Below are 16,201 nucleotides of genomic sequence, written 5' to 3'. Positions count from 1 at the left end.
TGAAAATGTGTCTCTGTTCGTCAGTGTTCAGGCGTGATGCTCGGCTTCATCGTCGGATTCGCCGCCTATGTCGGTTGCATCGCGCTTCTTCCCGGCGCGGCGCGCGGCGTACAGGCCAAACCCGATGGCCGCCGCCGCCATGCCCCACCACTGGAACATGTAGCCGTAATTGCGCTCGACGCCGAGCGTCGGCGCGGGCCAGTCGCGCACGAGCCTGTCGCCGGTATCGTTCGTCTGCTGGATCACGAACGGCTGAAACGCCAGCCCGGTTTCGGCCGCGTACGATCTGATGTCCAGGTTCTGGCGGATCTCCTTGTGCGCAGCCGATCCGCCGCTGCCCAGTTCGAACGCCTGCGACGCATTCGCGCGCGCGATCCCCTTCACCTCGACGACGCCTTTCGGCGTCTCATACGGCTCGATGCCCGTGCGGTCCGCCATGTTGCGCGGCAGCCATCCGCGATTGACGAGCACATAGCCGCCGCCCTCGAGTTTAAGCGGCATCACGACATAAAAGCCTGGCTGGTCGTTATAGGGACGATTGTCCAGATACACGACGCGCTCCGGCATGAACTCGCCGCGCGCCTCCACGCGATGGAACTCGATCGACTTGAGCGGCATCGGCTCGACGCCGACTTCGCGCGCGGGCGCATTCTCGAACGCGACGATCTGCGCGTTGAGCGCTTCCTTCTGATGCGCGCGGTCGCGCTGCCAGAAGCCGAGGCGCACCGTGATCGCGACGACGATCAGAATCAGGAGCGCGGGCCAGAACCGGATCTTCATGCCGAACGCCTAACCGTCGGCATCCGGCCGGCCGCTACACGCCGGGTTCCGTCGAGTGAGATAATGAGATAGTCCAAATTCATACTGCTCACCGTCGTTCCTGAGCAAAATCGCTGGCTGGTTTCATGCACATCTTCGTTGCTATCGCATTCATCCTTATCATCGGCAGTCTGGGCTCGGCGCTCTATTTCATGATGACCGACCGGGGCAGGACGAAGCGGATGGTGTGGTCGCTCGCCGCGCGCGTCGGGCTATCCATCTCGCTCTTCCTTTTCATCCTGTTCGCTCACTGGATGGGCTGGATTCAAACGTCGGGCGTTCCCATCGGACGCTGATCGCGACGATACGCGCAACGCGCGCCTCGCCCCGCGAGGCGAATTGTCGCGCGCGGCGCTAAAACGCACCGCCTCTTCAAACGACAACGCCGCCCCTTGAGACATCGAGGGCGGCGTGTTGATCACTGCTTCTATGCTCTCGGACCGGCGTCGCCGCCGGCCTTGCATCGCCGACGGCGCATCGCGCGCGCCCGCGTCGATATTCCTTACAGCCAGTAGACGACGACGTACAGACCCAGCCACACGACGTCGACGAAGTGCCAGTACCACGCGGCGCCCTCGAACGCGAAGTGGTGCTCCGCCGTGAAGTGACCGCGAATCAGCCGGAACATCACCACTGCCAGCATCGTGCCGCCGAGGAACACGTGGAAACCGTGGAAGCCCGTCAGCAGGAAGAACGTCGAGCCGTACACGCCGGAGTTGAGCGTCAGGTTGAGTTCGTTGTACGCGTGGAAATACTCGTAGCCCTGGCAGAACAGGAAGATGATACCGAGCAGAACAGTCGCGCCCAGCCAGATGATCGCCTTCTTGCGATGATCTTCGCGCAGCGCGTGGTGCGCCACCGTCAGCGTCGCGCCGGAAGACAGCAGAAGCGCCGTGTTGATGGTCGGCAGGGGCCACGGCACCATCGCGCGGAAATGCGGCACGAGCGCGGCGGGGCCGTTGTTCGGCCACACGGCGGTGAAGTCCGGCCAGATCAGCTTGTAGTCGAGGCTGCCGAGTTCGTGCATCGCGATGGCGCGCGCGTAGAACAGCGCGCCGAAGAACGCCGCGAAGAACATCACTTCGGAGAAGATGAACCAGCTCATGCTCCAGCGGTACGACACATCGACACGCTTGCCGTACATGCCGCCTTCGGATTCGGAGATGGCGTCGCCGAACCAGTGCCACAGCACGAACAGCACGAACAGCAAGCCGATAAACGTGCCGGCGGGCCCGAAGCTATGGCCGTTCACCCACGACGCCAGCGAGGCGAGCATGATCAGCAAGCCAGTTGCAGCCATCACCGGATGCCGCGACGGATGCGGCACGAAATAGTACGGGCTCTCGTTTTGACCGCTCATTGTTGATTCTCCACTTCGATCCAGTTGCTTGAATTTTCTTTTGCCGCCGGCTGCAGCGCTTCGCGCGACGCCCGGCGTTTTCCGTCTATCCCACTACCGCGCGCACGATCAGCAACAACACGACGATGAACAGCACCGCCCCGATGATGCCCGCCGCGATCAGATGCAGCGGATTCAACTGCGCGGCGTCGCTCTCCAGGTCGGCCCGGCGGCGCACGCCGAAAAACGACCAGCACACCGCCTTGATGAGCTTGAAGAAACCGCCCTTTTTCGGCGTATCTGCGCTCATGGCCGTCACGAGCCCTTCGCCACCGACTTCGGGGTGTTCAGCTCGAAGAACGTGTACGACAGCGTGATCGTCTTCACATCCTTCGGCAGCTTCGGATCGACGACGAACACGACCGGCATGCGCTTGGTCTCGTTCGGCGCGAGCGTCTGCTGCGTGAAACAGAAGCATTCGATCTTCTTGAAATACTCGGTGGCCTGCTTCGGCGCATAGCTCGGAATCGCCTGCGCGTTCACCGTGCGATTCTGCTCGTTGGTCACGTCGTACATGACCGTCATCACTTCGCCGGGATGGATGTCCAGCGAGTTCTGCTCCGGCTTGAACTTCAGCGGGCCGCGCGCGTTCGCATCGAATTCGATCGAGATCGAGCGGCTCATGTCCACTTGCGTGTTCTTCGCCTCGCGCGCGCCGACGTCCTTCTGCACGAGGTTGTTGATGCCGGTGATCTGGCAGATCGCGCGGTACATCGGCACGAGCGCAAAGCCGAAGCCGAACATCAGCGCGGCGACGACGAAGAGCTTGACCAGCATCGACCGGTTGAACGACCGGTCGACATGCGAATTTTCCTGCTGAGTGGACACGTTGCTTTCCTACCCTCGCGACAACAGGTATTGCCTGACGACGATACCCAGAAAGAAGACGGCGGCAACCAACACCATGATGATTCCGAGCCGCTTGTTACCCGCGCGTATTTCCTCGGGCGTGCGTCTTTTTTGTGGATTCGGGGCCATGCTTTCTCTTGCTTGCCGGCTGCAAGACTTCCGTGGCGGAAGCCTTGCAAACCTCGATGCTATTTATTCGACCGTCGGCGGATTTTCAAACGTATGGAACGGCGCCGGGCTCGGCACGGTCCATTCGAGGCCTTCCGCGCCATCCCACGGCTTGTCGGATGCCTTCTCCAGCTCGCCGCCGCCACGATACGTCGGCAGCGCGACCGCGAACAGGAAGTACACCTGTGCGAGGCCGAAGCCGAATGCGCCGATCGTCGCGACCTGGTTGAAGTCCGTGAACTGCGCCGGGTAGTCCGCATAACGGCGCGGCATGCCGGCGAGACCCAGGAAGTGCATCGGGAAGAACGTGATGTTGAAGAAGATCATCGACGCCCAGAAGTGGATCTTCCCGCGCATCTCGTTGTACATCCAGCCGGTCCACTTCGGCGCCCAGTAGTACCAGCCTGCGAACAACGCGAAGAGCGAACCCGCCACCAGCACGTAGTGGAAGTGCGCCACGACGTAATAGGTGCCGTGCATCTGGATGTCGAGCGGCGCCATCGACAGGATCAGGCCCGTGAAGCCGCCCATCGTGAACACGAACAGGAAGCCGATCGCGAACAGCATCGGGGTTTCGAACGACAGCGCGCCGCGCCACATCGTCGCCACCCAGTTGAACACCTTCACGCCCGTCGGGACCGCGATCAGCATCGTCGCGTACATGAAGAAGAGCTGGCCCGTCACCGGCATGCCGGTCGCGAACATGTGGTGCGCCCACACCATGAACGACAGGATCGCGATCGATGCCGTCGCGTACACCATCGAGCTATAGCCGAACAGCGGCTTGCGCGAGAACGCCGGAATCACCTGCGACACGATCCCGAACGCCGGCAAGATCATGATGTACACCTCGGGGTGACCGAAGAACCAGAAGATGTGCTGGTACATCACCGGATCGCCGCCGCCCGCCGCGTTGAAGAACGACGTGCCGAAGTGACGGTCGAACAGCACCATCGTGATCGCGCCCGCCAGGACCGGCATCACGGCGATCAGCAGGTACGCGGTGATGAGCCACGTCCACGCGAACATCGGCATCTTCATGAGCGTCATGCCCGGCGCGCGCATGTTCAAAATCGTCACGACGATGTTGATGCCGCCCATGATCGACGACGCGCCCATGATGTGGACCGCGAAAATCGCGAAGTCCATGCCGGGGCCCATTTGCGTGGAGAGCGGCGCGTACAGCGTCCAGCCCGCGGCGGTTGCGCCGCCCGGCACGAAGAACGAGCCGACGAGCAGCACCGCGGCAGCCGGCAGCAGCCAGAAGCTGAAGTTGTTCATCCGCGCGAACGCCATGTCCGATGCGCCGATCTGCAGCGGCACCATCCAGTTCGCGAAACCGACGAACGCCGGCATGATCGCGCCGAACACCATGATGAGGCCGTGCATGGTGGTCAGCTGATTGAAGAACTCGGGACGCATGATCTGCAGGCCCGGCTCGAACAGCTCGGCACGGATGCCGAGCGCCATCACGCCTCCGGAGAGGAACATGATGAAGGAGAACAACAGGTACAGCGTACCGATGTCCTTGTGGTTGGTAGCGAAGAGCCACCGGCGCCAGCCATGCGGCGTCTCGTGCGCATGGTCGTGCGCGTGGTCGTGACCTGCGCCTACATCGTGTCCGATGCTAGACATGACAATCATCTCCTAAAGCGAATACTCGGGGCACTTGGCAATGACGCGTGGGACTTTCCGTTGCCGTCCGGCGAAGGAAAGCGCCACGCTCGGCACGTCAAGCAGCCGGACTGATTTCCACGCGACGGGCTTCCTTGTTATCGGCGCCGCCCGTGATGGTTTCCGGTTTCTTCAACACGATGCGGTCTTCCGACACGCCCGCTGCCTTCAGCGCGTCGCGCACGGCTTGCGCGCGGCGCTTGGCGAGATCGGCGTTCTGGTCGGCGTTGCCGGTCGCATCGGTGAATCCCGACAACGCGATCTTCGCGTCCGGATGCGCCTTTGCGTAGGCCGCCGCGGCGTCCACCGCACTCTTCGCGTCGGCGGGCAGCGAATCCTTGCCCGTCTCGAAATAGATGCTGGCGGGCAGACCGGCGGCTTGCGACGCCTGCGCACCCGATGCAGCCGGCGCGCTCGCTTCGGCCGCCGCGGGCGCGGCGCTCGCCGCTTCCGGCGCCGATGCCGCCGCCGCATTGCCGCCGCCTTCGGGCATCTTGCCCGCCTTGGCGTCGATGACCTGCTTCGGTTGCAGCAGATCGCCGGTGTGGTTGCTCCAGCTATTACGCTCGAACGTGACGACCGACGCGATCTCGACGTCGTTCAACACACCTTGCCACGGCGGCATCGCGGCCTTGCCGTGCAGCACGATATTCAGATGCTCGGCGATGGAACCGTTCGCGATCTTCGAGCCGTCGAGCGCCGGGAACTGGCCCGCGCCCTTGCCGGTCGGCTGGTGGCAGACCGCGCAGTTCGACGTGTAAACCTGCTGGCCGCGCGCCATCAGTTCGTCCTTGGTGTACGTCTTGAGCGGATCGTCCTGGCCGGCGGCCATCTTCTTCTTTTGCCCATCGACCCACTTCGCGTAGTCATCGGCCGACAGCACTTCGACGACCACCGGCATGTACGCGTGCTCCTTGCCGCACAGTTCCGTACAGAATCCGCGATACGTGCCCACCTTCTCGGCCTTGAACCAGGTGTCGCGCACGAAGCCCGGAATCGCATCCTGCTTCACGCCGAATGCCGGGACGTACCACGAGTGAACGACATCGTTCGCCGTCGTGATGATGCGGATCTTCTTGTCGACCGGCACGACGAGCGGGTTGTCGACCTCCTGCAGATACAGCGTCGAGATCGGCTTCTGACCGTTCACTTCGCTGCGCGGCGTGGAGAGCGTCGAGAGGAAGCTGATGCCTTCGCCCGGACCCTTCACGTAGTCGTAGCCCCACTTCCACTGATAGCCCGTGACCTTGACGGTGAGATCGGCGTTGGACGTGTCCTTCATCGCGACGACGGCCTTGGTTGCCGGCAGCGCCATCAGAATGACGATGATGAACGGCACGATCGTCCAGATGATTTCGACCGTGGTGCTTTCGTGGAAGTTGGCCGGCTTGAAGCCTTTCGACTTGCGATGCTTGAAGAGCGAATAGAACATCACCCCGAACACGCCAATGAAGATGACGGTGCAGATGATGAGCATGAAGATATGGAGGCCGTAGAGCTCCTCGGCGATCTTCGTCACAGGCTGCTGGAAGTTGATCTCGTTGACAGCGGGACCGCCTGGACTGTTTTCGACCGCCAGGGCTGCACCGGCGGAAAGCAGTGCGCCTGCCGCCAGCACGCCCGAGAGGGCTCGCTTGATTGTTTTCATAGCATCCTTACCCAAATTTTCCATTCAAACCCTCGACCCCCGTGGCATCGCACCCGCCGGCTCCTCTCATAGACGTCTCAGCGACGCCTGTAACTCGGCAGCAAATTGTTTGCGACGATGCTGTGCAAGGTGTTGTCCGATTTTCACCGATTGACCGCGCGATACGATCGTGAGCGGCTCTCTCGGCGTCGCGCCCGCTTCGACCCGCACCCAACGCGGATTGAACTCGAACTGCGTCAGCTCTTCGGCGTTCATCTGTTCGATCAACAACCGGTTTTGATACAGCCGGATCCGTTCGTAGTCGACCGCATGGCGCGCGTAGATCAGAAACGCGATGCCCACGACCGCCAACTCGATTCCGGTGAACGGCAGCACCAGCCAGGCGCCGTTCAGAAACAGCGGCGTTGCGATTGCCAGCGAAAACAGCGCAAGCGACACATAGAAGCCCACGAACTGACGCGGCGAGACCGAGCAGTTTCGCTTCATCAGCCAGTCCTTGATGACCGGCTCGGACTCCGTCAGCGTCTGGCTGGCTTGCATCGCTGCCTCCATCAATCCGCACGCAATCACACACATTTGCTCGGATTTCGCCCAAATTTGTGTCGGTCCGGGCGACAAACTGACGCATTATAGGCGTCTTGGGTGGCATCCACAAGCAAGGGTCGTAACCTCGCAAAGCCAAGCGCCACAAGCTTCTGCGCCCTTTTGACGCACCTTTTTGCGCGCCTTTCTTGCGCAAATTTCAGACATAACAACTGCGCTCTTTACCGATTCAGCGTTTCGGTCTCGAGCCTCGTCCAATATCTTCGAGACGGACGATGCCGTGCCCGTCCGCTGTCGTGCGCGGCACCGCCTTCCACGCATGCCCGTAGATCACTTCGAAGGTCAGCGGGATCGTGCCGTCGTCGCGGCGCAGCGCTTCGAGCGCCTGATGCACCGCGCCGCGCACGGCCTTGGCGTCCGCATGGCCTTCGTCGAACGCGCGCTCGAACGGATACGCGCCCCAGCGCGTCACGTCCGCGAACAGCGATTCAGGCGATTTGTACGTGATCGTCAGCACTTCCTGATCCATCACCGGAATTTCGAAGCCGCTTTCGACGAGCATGTCGCCGAGATCGTGCATGTCGACGAAATCGATCGTATGCGCTTGCGGCGCGAGCCCGAGCGTCCGCTCCGCTTCGCGATACGCGGCGCGAAGCTCGCGCAGCGTATCGGGGCCGAACGTGCTGAACATCAGCAAGCCGTTCACCTTGAGCACGCGCTGCCATTCGGGAAAAACGAGGTCGGGCCGCGCATGCCAGTGCAGCGCGAGATTCGACCACAATAGTTCGAACGCGCCCGATGCGAACGGCAGCGCGGAAAAATCCGCCTGCGCGAGTTGCGGGCCGCGTGCGCCGAACGCCTTGGCGAGCGTCGAAGGAAGAAAGCGGCGCCATCCCGCGCCGTTGTACGCGTCCGTGGCTTCGGCGGCGCGCGCGCGCGCGAGCATCGCGGACGAGATGTCGATGCCGGTCACCGACGCCTCTGCAAAGCGTTCCCGCAAACCGGCCAGGTCCGCCCCGGCGCCGCACGCCGCATCGAGGACGCGCATCGGCGCAACCTTGATGTATTCGAGCCGCTCGCGCATGCGCTCCGCGATCTCGCGTGGCAGGAACGCGACCTCGTCGAAGGCGGCGGCGCGACCGTCGAAGATCGCGCGCAAACGGCGCGGATCATAGGCCGGACGGCTAGTTTTAGGGGATGTCGGGGACATGTCGATCTTTTTGCGGAGAGTGCGAAGTATACTCGGTCGTCTCGAAAACGACCCATGCGAAGTGCTGATACGAGGCATAAACGCTTCGTGAGGCGCAATGAATGCGCGTGTTTAGCGCATCGAGCCGCGATTTTTCCGATTCAGCAGTCATGAAAGCCGACAGCATTCGCCTTCCCTTCCGGACGCCCGTCACGGCACGCGCTCGCGGATTCGCGTCGGCGGCAAAACGGCTCGTCGCGTGCGCGCTGCCGAGCCAGTGCGCGTTATGCGGCAATTTGTCGCAAGCACTGCTGTGCGATGGTTGCGACGCGCAGTACTGGAACGAGCCGCGCTTGCGCTGTGCGACGTGCGCGCTGCCGTTGGCGGCATCCGCGATGCGACGCGAGCGCGAAGACCTGCGCGTGCACTGCGCCGCGTGCCTCGAAGCGCCGCCCGCGTTCAACGACACGCTCGCGCTCGCCGACTATCGCGCGCCCCTCGACACGCTCGCCGTCGAGTTGAAGTTTCGTGCGCGGCTCGCCGCGGGCGAGGCATTCGCGCGGCATCTGCATGCGCGTTTCGAGGACAGCGATCTGCCCGCGCCGGATGTGATCGTGCCGATGCCTCTCTCGCGCGAACGGCTCATCGCGCGTGGCTACAACCAGGCGTGGGCCATCGCGCGTCCGCTCGCACGCATGATGCGCGTGCCCGCCCACGCATCGATGATCGCGCGGGTCCGGCATACGTCGGCGCAATCGCGGCTCGATCGCGAAACGCGCCGCCGCAATGTTGCGAGCGCGTTCGCCGTCTCGGGCGATGTGCGCGGCACGCATGTCGGCGTCGTCGACGATGTGATGACATCGGGCGCGACGCTCGACGCGCTTGCTCGCACGCTGAAGCTCGCCGGCGCGCGGCGTGTCAGCAATTTCGTGGCGCTGCGCACGCCTAAAGATTAATCACCTTTATTAGAAGCAATCCATGTTCAACGTCGTACTCGTCGAACCCGAAATCCCGCCGAACACCGGCAACGTGATCCGCCTGTGCGCGAACACGGGCGCGCGTCTGCATCTGATCGAGCCGCTCGGCTTTCCGCTCGACGACGCGAAGATGCGCCGCGCCGGCCTCGACTATCACGAGTACGCCGAAATGAACGTGCATGCGGACTGGGACGCCTTCATCGCGAAGGAAACACCCGACGCCACGCGCATGTTCGCGTTCACGACGCGCGGCTCGACGCCGTTCTTCGATCACGCGTTCAGGCCGGGCGACTGGTTCGTGTTCGGCGCGGAGACGCGCGGCCTCGCGCCCGAATTGCTGGCGCACTTTGCGACGGAACAGCGCGTGCGCCTGCCGATGCGGCCGGGTAATCGCAGCCTGAATTTGTCGAATACGGTGGCGATCGTGACGTTCGAGGCGTGGCGTCAGGCGGGATTCGAAGGCGGCGCTTGAGCCTTTGCCGCTTCGAGTTCGGCTCGATAGAGCGCGAGCATGTTGTCCTGAAAGCATGCAAAGACGACACGCTGAACGGCGGGCGTGGAAGGCAAGGTGTCGATGACCGTGCGCACCGCGATCTTCACGGCTTCATCATGGGGAAAGTGATAGATGCCGCAACTGATGGCCGGGAACGCAATCGACTCGCAGCCCGCTTCCTGAGCGAGTTCGAGCGAGCGCTGGTAACAGCTCGCGAGCAATTCGGGCTCGTTCTTCTTGCCGCCGCTCCAGCGCGGCCCGACCGCATGAATGACGTGCTTCGCGGGAAGCTCGTAGCCGCGCGTGATTTTCGCGTCGCCGGTTTCGCAGCCGCCGAGCGTCTCGCACTCGCGCAGCAGGCCTTTGCCGGCCTTGCGATGAATCGCCCCGTCGACTCCGCCGCCGCCGAGCAGCGATTTGTTCGCCGCGTTGACGATGGCATCGACTTCGAGCGTGGTGATATCGACTTTCAGCGCTTCGAGCCTGGGCCTACGCACACACGCCTCCGATTACTCTGCTTTTGCGTCCCGACTGAGAAGCGCCTGCACGGCATCGCGCGGCGTCACGTTATCGAAGAGCACGCGGCATACCGCCTGCGTGATCGGCATCTCGATTCCGCGCGAATGCGCGAGCCCGAGCACGGCGCGCGCGCATCGCACGCCTTCCGCGACATGGCCGAGCGCCGCGAGAATCTCCTCGAGCGTGCGTCCGCTGGCGAGTTGCATGCCGACAGTGCGATTGCGCGACAGATCGCCCGTCGCGGTGAGGATGAGATCGCCGAGGCCGGTTAGCCCGGTGAAAGTCTCCGCGCGGCCGCCGAGCGCGACGCCTAAGCGCGACATCTCCGCGAGCCCGCGCGTGATGAGCGCGGCGCGGGCGTTCAGGCCGAGACCGAGGCCGTCGGAAATGCCCGTCGCGATTGCGAGCACGTTTTTCACCGCGCCGCCGACTTCGACGCCGATGACATCGTCGCCGGTATAGATACGCATCGCGCCATGATGGAACGCCGCGACCGTGCGCGCGCCCAGTTCCGCCGATGCGCTCGCGACCGTCAGCGCGACCGGCAAGCCTTGTCCCACTTCGCGCGCGAAGCTCGGTCCGGACAGCGTTCCGTTGCTGCGATGCTCGGGCAATTCGGCCGCGACGACCTCGTTGGGCAGACACTGCGTATCCGCCTCGAAGCCTTTGCACAGCCAGACGATATGCGCCGGTACGACGCCGGCGTCGCGCATCGAACGGCACAGCGCGCGCAGGCCCGCGACCGGCGTCGCAACGACGCACAGCGCGTCATCCGCCGATGCATGCGCGAGCGCCGCGGCGAAATCGGTCTCGAATGCGAGCGCGTGCGGCAGCGTCACGCCTTCGAGATAGCGCGTGTTTTCGTGCGTGCGGGAAAGTGATTCGATGAGCGCGGGGTCGCGCGCCCAGAGCTTCGTGTCGTGCCGGGTCGCGAGGTGGCCCGCGAGCGCGGTGCCCCATGCGCCGGCGCCGAGAACGGCTACTTTCATGCTCGGCTCCGGTCCGGCAGAGTCAGGTCAGTGCGTCGCGCCGTTCGCCGCGCCTTCCTGGGCGCTCGCGAGTTGGGCGATACGCTGCTCGTACAGCGCCTGGAAGTTGATCTCCGCGAGGTGGATCGGCGGGAAACCGGCGCGCGTGATCGCGTCGGCGATGTTCGAGCGCAGGTACGGGAACAGAATGGTCGGGCACGCGATGCCGACGAGCGGATCGATCTGCTCCGCCGGAATGTTGCGGATGTCGAAGATGCCTGCCTGCTTGGCTTCGATCAGGAATGCGACCTTGTCGGTGACTTTCGCCGTGACCGTGCCCGTGACCAGCACTTCGAAGACGCTTTCCGCGAGGCGGTCGGCCTTCACGTCGACTTCGACTTCGACCGACGGCATTTCCTGCTCGAGGAAGATAGCCGGCGAATTCGGCTGCTCCAGCGACATGTCCTTCAAATAGATGCGCTGGATGTTGAAAAACGGCTGGTTGTTCTCGTCAGACATTTTGATTTCCTAGGTAATCCGGTATGCGGCGCGCGTTCGTGTCGAATCGCGCGCCGCGAGTATGCATGTGTCAGGCCGATTCGAGCAGCGGCACGAGGCCGCCCTTTCGATCGAGCGCGGACAGATCGTCGTAGCCGCCGACGTGCGTCTCGCCGATGTACACCTGCGGCACGGTCCGCCGTCCGGTGCGCGTCATCATTTCCTCGCGCCGGCCCGGCTCGCGATCGATCAGGATCTTCTCGATCGTTTCGACGCCGCGGGACTTTAAAAGACGTTCGGCCATCTGGCAATACGGGCACACGACCGTGCTGTACATCACCACTTTTTTCACTTGACTGCTCCTTGTTTCACCACCGGCATGCCGGCTTTTTGCCAGGCGTCCACTCCGCCTTGCAAAACGTGGACCTCGGCGTAACCCGCCTCGGACACGGTGCGGCTCGCACGCTGCGATTCTTGACCGGTTTGGCAAACGAGCACGACCGGATTGCTCTTATTCTTCGCGATCTGGCCGATTTTTGCTTGAAGCTCCGTGGCTTCGATATTTCGTGCAGACGGCAGATGTCCCTTCGCGAATTCCGCGGCGGGCCGCAGATCGACGACCACGGCGTTGCGCCGGTTGATGAGCGTCGTGGCTTCGGCGGCCGAAATGCCGCCGCGCCCGCGCCGCGTGACGGCGGGCCAAAGGAGCAGCGCGCCGGAAACGAGCGCGATGACGATAAGTGCAATATTCGTGTAATCAGTGAAAAACTTCACGTCGAGGGCCGCCGAAATTTAGTAGGAAAGGAAGAAAGGGAAATGGGCGCAATCGGGGCATTATAAAATAACCGTTTCCCGCGATGGCCTCTGCCGTCCGGCCGATGGCGACACCCCGCCCGTTCGGGCAGCATGACGGGGTGCGATCGGCGCACCGCTTTTCCAACTGACCGACCGAAATCATGTACAAGCTAGTGCTCATCCGCCACGGCGAATCGACGTGGAACAAGGAAAACCGCTTCACCGGCTGGGTCGACGTCGACCTGACCGAGCAGGGCAACCGTGAGGCGCGCCAGGCAGGCGTGCTGCTGAAGGAGGCGGGCTACCAGTTCGACATCGCGTATACGTCGGTGTTGAAGCGCGCCATCCGCACGCTGTGGCACGTCCAGGACGAGATGGATCAGATGTATATCCCGGTTGTGCATTCGTGGCGCCTGAACGAACGCCACTACGGCGCGCTCGCGGGCCTGAACAAAGCAGAAACCGCGAAGAAGTACGGCGACGATCAGGTGCTCGTCTGGCGCCGCAGCTACGACACGCCGCCGCCCGCGCTCGAACCGGGCGACGAGCGTGCGTCGTACAACGATCCGCGTTACGCGAAGGTGCCGCGCGAACAGTTGCCGCTCACCGAATGCCTGAAAGACACGGTCGCCCGCGTCCTGCCGATCTGGAACGAATCGATCGCACCCGCCATCAAGTCCGGCAAACAGGTCGTGATTTCGGCGCACGGCAACTCGATCCGCGCGCTGGTCAAGTATCTGGACAACATCTCCGATCAGGACATCGTCGGGCTGAACATCCCGAACGGCGTGCCGCTCGTGTACGAACTCGATGAAAACCTGAAACCCATCCAGCACTACTATCTGGGCGATCCGGAAGCCATCGCGGCCGCGCAGGCCGCTGTCGCCAAGCAAGGCAAAGCGGGCTGATTCCGGCTGTCCGGCAGGTGTTTGGCCTGACGAGGGCGCCATAACGGGCGCCCTCGCCGCGTTCATGGCGCCCGGCTGACGAACCGCGAGCGGCATCGACAGGATCGCGTCGAAACGTGCGCGAGCCATCGCTTCAACGGATGAAAGCCTCAGGCATTTAAGTTGCGTTTAAGTCGCCGATCAAGGCGAGCGGGTATACTGGCCCGTCACCAACGATGCAGCCCATCCGATTCCGACCGCACTCTCTATGCGAAAGAACCTGAAAAACTTCGGCCTGGTAGCCGTTGGCGTTGCTGCCGGCGCACTCGCCACCCTGCAGATCTCCGCATCCGCACAGCAAGCTGCTTCCTCGCCTCTGCCGCTCGAACAATTGCGGCTTTTCGCCGAAGTTTTCGGTCAGATCAAGCACGAATACGTCGAACCGGTCGACGACAAAAAGCTCCTCACCGCCGCCATCAAGGGCATGGTGTCGAGCCTCGACCCGCACTCGTCCTATCTCGACAAGACCGATTACGAAGAACTGCAGGAACAGACCAAGGGCCGATTCGCGGGCCTCGGCATCGAGATTTCTTCGGAAGACGGCCTCATCAAGGTCATTTCGCCGATCGAAGACACGCCAGCGTTCCGCGCCGGCATTCGTCCGGGCGACCTCATCACGCGCATCAACGACAAGCCGGTGCGCGGCATGACGCTGGATAAAGCCGTGAAGCAGATGCGCGGCGAGCCGGGCACGAAGGTCACGCTCACGATCTTCCGCAAGAGCGACGACCGCACGTTCCCGCTCACCGTGACGCGCGCCGTGATCCGCGTGCAGTCGGTGAAGATGAAGGTGCCGGAGCCGGGCTACGGCTACATCCGCATCACGAGCTTCCAGGAGCGCACGGTGCCGGATCTCGCGTCGAAGCTGCAGGATCTCGCGCGCCAGCAACCGAATCTGAAGGGCCTCGTGCTCGATCTGCGCAACAACGGCGGCGGCTTGCTGCAAAGCGCGGTCGGCGTCGCGGGCGCGTTCCTGCCGGATAACGCGGTCGTCGTGTCGACCAACGGCCAGATCGCGGATGCGAAGCAGACTTTCCGCGACACCTACGACAACTATCGCCTGCCGTCCTTCGATTCCGATCCGCTGAAGAGCGTGCCGGAAATCTTCAAGAAGGTGCCGATGGTCGTGCTGACCAACGCGTATTCGGCGTCGGCCTCCGAGATCGTCGCGGGTGCGCTGCAGGATCATCATCGCGCGCTGATCGTCGGCAAGACCACGTTCGGCAAGGGCTCGGTGCAGACCGTGCGTCCGATGACCGCCGACAGCGCCCTGCGCCTGACGACGGCCTATTACTACACGCCGAGCGGCAAGTCGATCCAGAATCAGGGCGTGCGCCCCGACGTGCCGGTCGATCAATACGCGGACGGCGATCCGGACGACGCGCTCGTCACGCGCGAAGTCGATTACTCGAACCACCTCGCGAACACGCAGGATCCGAACGAGAAGAAGGAACAGGAGCAGCGCGAGGCGGATCGTCTGGAGCAACTGCGCATTCTCGAAGAGCAGAACGACAAGAAGACGCCCGAGCAGCGCCGCAAGGACCGCGAGCGCAAGCCGGTCGAGTTCGGCAGCGCGGACGACTTCATGCTCCAGCAAGGTCTGAACAAGCTGGAAGGCAAGCAGGTCGTGGAGTCCAAGTCGTACAGCGAACGCAAGCTCGCGCAGAACAAGCCGGCACGTTCGGCGTCCGCTCCGGTGGTTGCACCGCCTGCGCTGCCGGCCACGCCGGGTTCCGCGCCGGCGTCGGGCGCGCAGCCGGCATCGGCGCCTACCGCGCAGCAGTCGAAGTAACTTTCCCGTAGTCCCCGCAAAGGCTTCGCAGCGTAACGTTGCGAAGCCTTTCTTCTTTTCGCGCTTAGAATGCTTCGTTCGAGCAAGCCGATTCTTTCCGCGATGAACGACGACCAACTCCTTCGCTATTCCCGCCACATCCTCGTCGATGAAATCGGCATCGAGGCGCAGCAGCGCTTTCTCGACGCGCACGCCGTCATCATCGGCGCGGGCGGACTCGGCGCGCCCGCGGCGATGTATCTCGCGGCGTCAGGTGTCGGAAAAATCACGCTCGTCGATGCCGATACCGTCGATCTCACGAATCTCCAGCGGCAGATCGTGCACATGACGCGATCGGTCGGAGCGCCCAAGGTGGAATCGGCACGCGAGACGTTGAGCGCGCTGAATCCGGACATCGACGTCATCGCGGTGAACGCGCGCGCCGACGCCGCGTGGCTCGACATCAACGTGCCCGGTAAAACCGTGGTGCTCGATTGCAGTGACAACTTCGCGACGCGTCACGCGATCAACGCGGCCTGCGTCACGCATCGCGTGCCGCTCGTGTCGGGCGCGGCGCTGCGTTTCGACGGGCAGATCAGCACCTTCGACTTCCGCGCACCCGATTCGCCCTGCTACGCGTGCGTGTTCCCGCCGGATCAGCCGTTCGAGGAAGTCGCGTGTTCGACGATGGGCGTGTTCGCGCCGACGGTCGGCATCATCGGTGCGATGCAGGCGGCGGAGGCGCTGCGCGTGATCGGCGGTTTCGGCGAGACGCTCGCGGGCCGGCTGATGATGCTCGACTCGCTGCGCATGGAATGGAACACGATGCGAATCGCGCGGCAGCCGGATTGCGCTGTCTGCGGAAACACCGGAAGCCGCGAAGCAGCGCGCTAAATCGGTCGCGTCTTACGCCGTCGACCGGACGGTCCGCTTAAGCTCATCGA

20 protein-coding genes are annotated in these 16,201 nt (G+C 63.3%); 6 read left to right on the top strand and 14 right to left on the bottom strand.

Going from position 1 to position 16,201, the window contains the following annotated elements:
- Nucleotides 1-27: 27 nt before the first annotated feature.
- Complete coding sequence (locus QCE58_RS02485) at nucleotides 28-780, bottom strand: SURF1 family protein (protein ID WP_034470509.1); 753 nt, start codon at nucleotides 778-780, stop codon at nucleotides 28-30.
- 125 nt (nucleotides 781-905) lie between these two features.
- On the opposite strand from QCE58_RS02485, the gene QCE58_RS02480 reads away from it, so the two are divergent.
- Nucleotides 906-1,115, top strand: coding sequence for a twin transmembrane helix small protein (locus QCE58_RS02480; RefSeq protein ID WP_008351753.1), 210 nt, complete (start codon nucleotides 906-908; stop codon nucleotides 1,113-1,115).
- Nucleotides 1,116-1,321: 206 nt separating this feature from the next.
- Here QCE58_RS02480 and QCE58_RS02475 read toward each other — a convergent pair whose 3' ends face one another.
- The 8 genes from QCE58_RS02475 to QCE58_RS02440 form a co-directional block, all read right to left on the bottom strand.
- Complete coding sequence (locus QCE58_RS02475) at nucleotides 1,322-2,179, bottom strand: cytochrome c oxidase subunit 3 (protein ID WP_008351755.1); 858 nt, start codon at nucleotides 2,177-2,179, stop codon at nucleotides 1,322-1,324.
- Nucleotides 2,180-2,264: 85 nt separating this feature from the next.
- Nucleotides 2,265-2,468 carry a DUF2970 domain-containing protein gene (locus QCE58_RS02470; protein ID WP_008351758.1) on the bottom strand — a complete coding sequence of 68 codons (204 nt, stop codon included), beginning with the start codon at nucleotides 2,466-2,468 and terminating at the stop codon, nucleotides 2,265-2,267.
- Between the two features lie 5 nt (nucleotides 2,469-2,473).
- Nucleotides 2,474-3,046: a cytochrome c oxidase assembly protein gene (locus QCE58_RS02465; protein ID WP_008351760.1), complete on the bottom strand. Its 573-nt coding sequence runs from the start codon at nucleotides 3,044-3,046 to the stop codon at nucleotides 2,474-2,476.
- Between the two features lie 9 nt (nucleotides 3,047-3,055).
- Nucleotides 3,056-3,196 (bottom strand): cytochrome oxidase small assembly protein, encoded by a 141-nt coding sequence (locus tag QCE58_RS02460; RefSeq protein WP_008351762.1) that lies wholly within the window; start codon nucleotides 3,194-3,196, stop codon nucleotides 3,056-3,058.
- Between the two features lie 63 nt (nucleotides 3,197-3,259).
- Nucleotides 3,260-4,870 (bottom strand): cytochrome c oxidase subunit I, encoded by a 1,611-nt coding sequence (gene ctaD, locus QCE58_RS02455; protein ID WP_008351764.1) that lies wholly within the window; start codon nucleotides 4,868-4,870, stop codon nucleotides 3,260-3,262.
- Between the two features lie 97 nt (nucleotides 4,871-4,967).
- Nucleotides 4,968-6,581, bottom strand: a complete 1,614-nt coding sequence (gene coxB / locus QCE58_RS02450) for a cytochrome c oxidase subunit II (protein WP_008351767.1) — start codon at nucleotides 6,579-6,581, stop codon at nucleotides 4,968-4,970.
- A gap of 42 nt (nucleotides 6,582-6,623) precedes the next feature.
- Complete coding sequence (locus tag QCE58_RS02445; RefSeq protein ID WP_008351769.1) at nucleotides 6,624-7,097, bottom strand: DUF2244 domain-containing protein; 474 nt, start codon at nucleotides 7,095-7,097, stop codon at nucleotides 6,624-6,626.
- A gap of 232 nt (nucleotides 7,098-7,329) precedes the next feature.
- Entirely contained in the window at nucleotides 7,330-8,310 is a 981-nt protein-coding gene (locus QCE58_RS02440; RefSeq protein WP_250520907.1) for a methyltransferase domain-containing protein, read from the bottom strand.
- Nucleotides 8,311-8,459: 149 nt separating this feature from the next.
- Here QCE58_RS02440 and QCE58_RS02435 point away from each other — a divergent pair, with 149 nt between their 5' ends.
- Both QCE58_RS02435 and trmL read left to right on the top strand, forming a co-directional pair.
- On the top strand, nucleotides 8,460-9,245 hold the full coding sequence (locus QCE58_RS02435; protein WP_175979761.1) for a ComF family protein: 786 nt from the start codon (nucleotides 8,460-8,462) through the stop codon (nucleotides 9,243-9,245).
- Between the two features lie 22 nt (nucleotides 9,246-9,267).
- Nucleotides 9,268-9,738 (top strand): tRNA (uridine(34)/cytosine(34)/5-carboxymethylaminomethyluridine(34)-2'-O)-methyltransferase TrmL, encoded by a 471-nt coding sequence (trmL, locus tag QCE58_RS02430; protein ID WP_008351775.1) that lies wholly within the window; start codon nucleotides 9,268-9,270, stop codon nucleotides 9,736-9,738.
- Here trmL and QCE58_RS02425 read toward each other — a convergent pair.
- The 5 genes from QCE58_RS02425 to QCE58_RS02405 all read right to left on the bottom strand — a co-directional run bounded on the left by QCE58_RS02425 (nucleotide 9,711) and on the right by QCE58_RS02405 (nucleotide 12,518).
- Nucleotides 9,711-10,256, bottom strand: coding sequence for an O-acetyl-ADP-ribose deacetylase (locus QCE58_RS02425; RefSeq protein WP_250456621.1), 546 nt, complete (start codon nucleotides 10,254-10,256; stop codon nucleotides 9,711-9,713). The two genes, trmL and QCE58_RS02425, sit on opposite strands and share 28 nt — an antisense overlap.
- Nucleotides 10,257-10,268: 12 nt before the next feature.
- Nucleotides 10,269-11,267, bottom strand: a complete 999-nt coding sequence (locus QCE58_RS02420) for an NAD(P)H-dependent glycerol-3-phosphate dehydrogenase (protein WP_250456622.1) — start codon at nucleotides 11,265-11,267, stop codon at nucleotides 10,269-10,271.
- Between the two features lie 27 nt (nucleotides 11,268-11,294).
- The gene (gene secB / locus QCE58_RS02415; RefSeq protein ID WP_008351779.1) at nucleotides 11,295-11,765 is read right to left on the bottom strand and encodes a protein-export chaperone SecB; all 471 of its coding nucleotides are present in this window, start codon (nucleotides 11,763-11,765) and stop codon (nucleotides 11,295-11,297) included.
- Nucleotides 11,766-11,835: 70 nt separating this feature from the next.
- Nucleotides 11,836-12,096 (bottom strand): glutaredoxin 3, encoded by a 261-nt coding sequence (gene grxC / locus QCE58_RS02410; protein WP_008351780.1) that lies wholly within the window; start codon nucleotides 12,094-12,096, stop codon nucleotides 11,836-11,838.
- The gene (locus QCE58_RS02405) at nucleotides 12,093-12,518 is read right to left on the bottom strand and encodes a rhodanese-like domain-containing protein (protein ID WP_008351781.1); all 426 of its coding nucleotides are present in this window, start codon (nucleotides 12,516-12,518) and stop codon (nucleotides 12,093-12,095) included. Before QCE58_RS02405 ends, grxC begins: the two co-directional genes overlap by 4 nt.
- Before the next feature lie 182 nt (nucleotides 12,519-12,700).
- Between QCE58_RS02405 and gpmA the strand changes: the two genes are divergently transcribed.
- The 3 genes from gpmA (at nucleotide 12,701) to QCE58_RS02390 (ending at nucleotide 16,151) form a co-directional block, all read left to right on the top strand.
- Nucleotides 12,701-13,447, top strand: a complete 747-nt coding sequence (gene gpmA, locus QCE58_RS02400; RefSeq protein ID WP_008351782.1) for a 2,3-diphosphoglycerate-dependent phosphoglycerate mutase — start codon at nucleotides 12,701-12,703, stop codon at nucleotides 13,445-13,447.
- A 247-nt stretch (nucleotides 13,448-13,694) separates the two neighbouring features.
- On the top strand, nucleotides 13,695-15,278 hold the full coding sequence (locus QCE58_RS02395) for a S41 family peptidase (RefSeq protein WP_008351783.1): 1,584 nt from the start codon (nucleotides 13,695-13,697) through the stop codon (nucleotides 15,276-15,278).
- A 102-nt stretch (nucleotides 15,279-15,380) separates the two neighbouring features.
- Nucleotides 15,381-16,151 (top strand): molybdopterin-synthase adenylyltransferase MoeB, encoded by a 771-nt coding sequence (locus tag QCE58_RS02390; protein ID WP_250520906.1) that lies wholly within the window; start codon nucleotides 15,381-15,383, stop codon nucleotides 16,149-16,151.
- The last annotated feature ends 50 nt before the right edge of the window (nucleotides 16,152-16,201 follow it).

Source organism: Caballeronia sp. LZ028 (assembly GCF_031451415.1).
GTDB lineage: Bacteria > Pseudomonadota > Gammaproteobacteria > Burkholderiales > Burkholderiaceae > Caballeronia > Caballeronia zhejiangensis.
The sequence above is the reverse complement of the archived record's forward strand: the minus strand, read 5'-3'. Positions and strand labels throughout refer to the sequence as shown.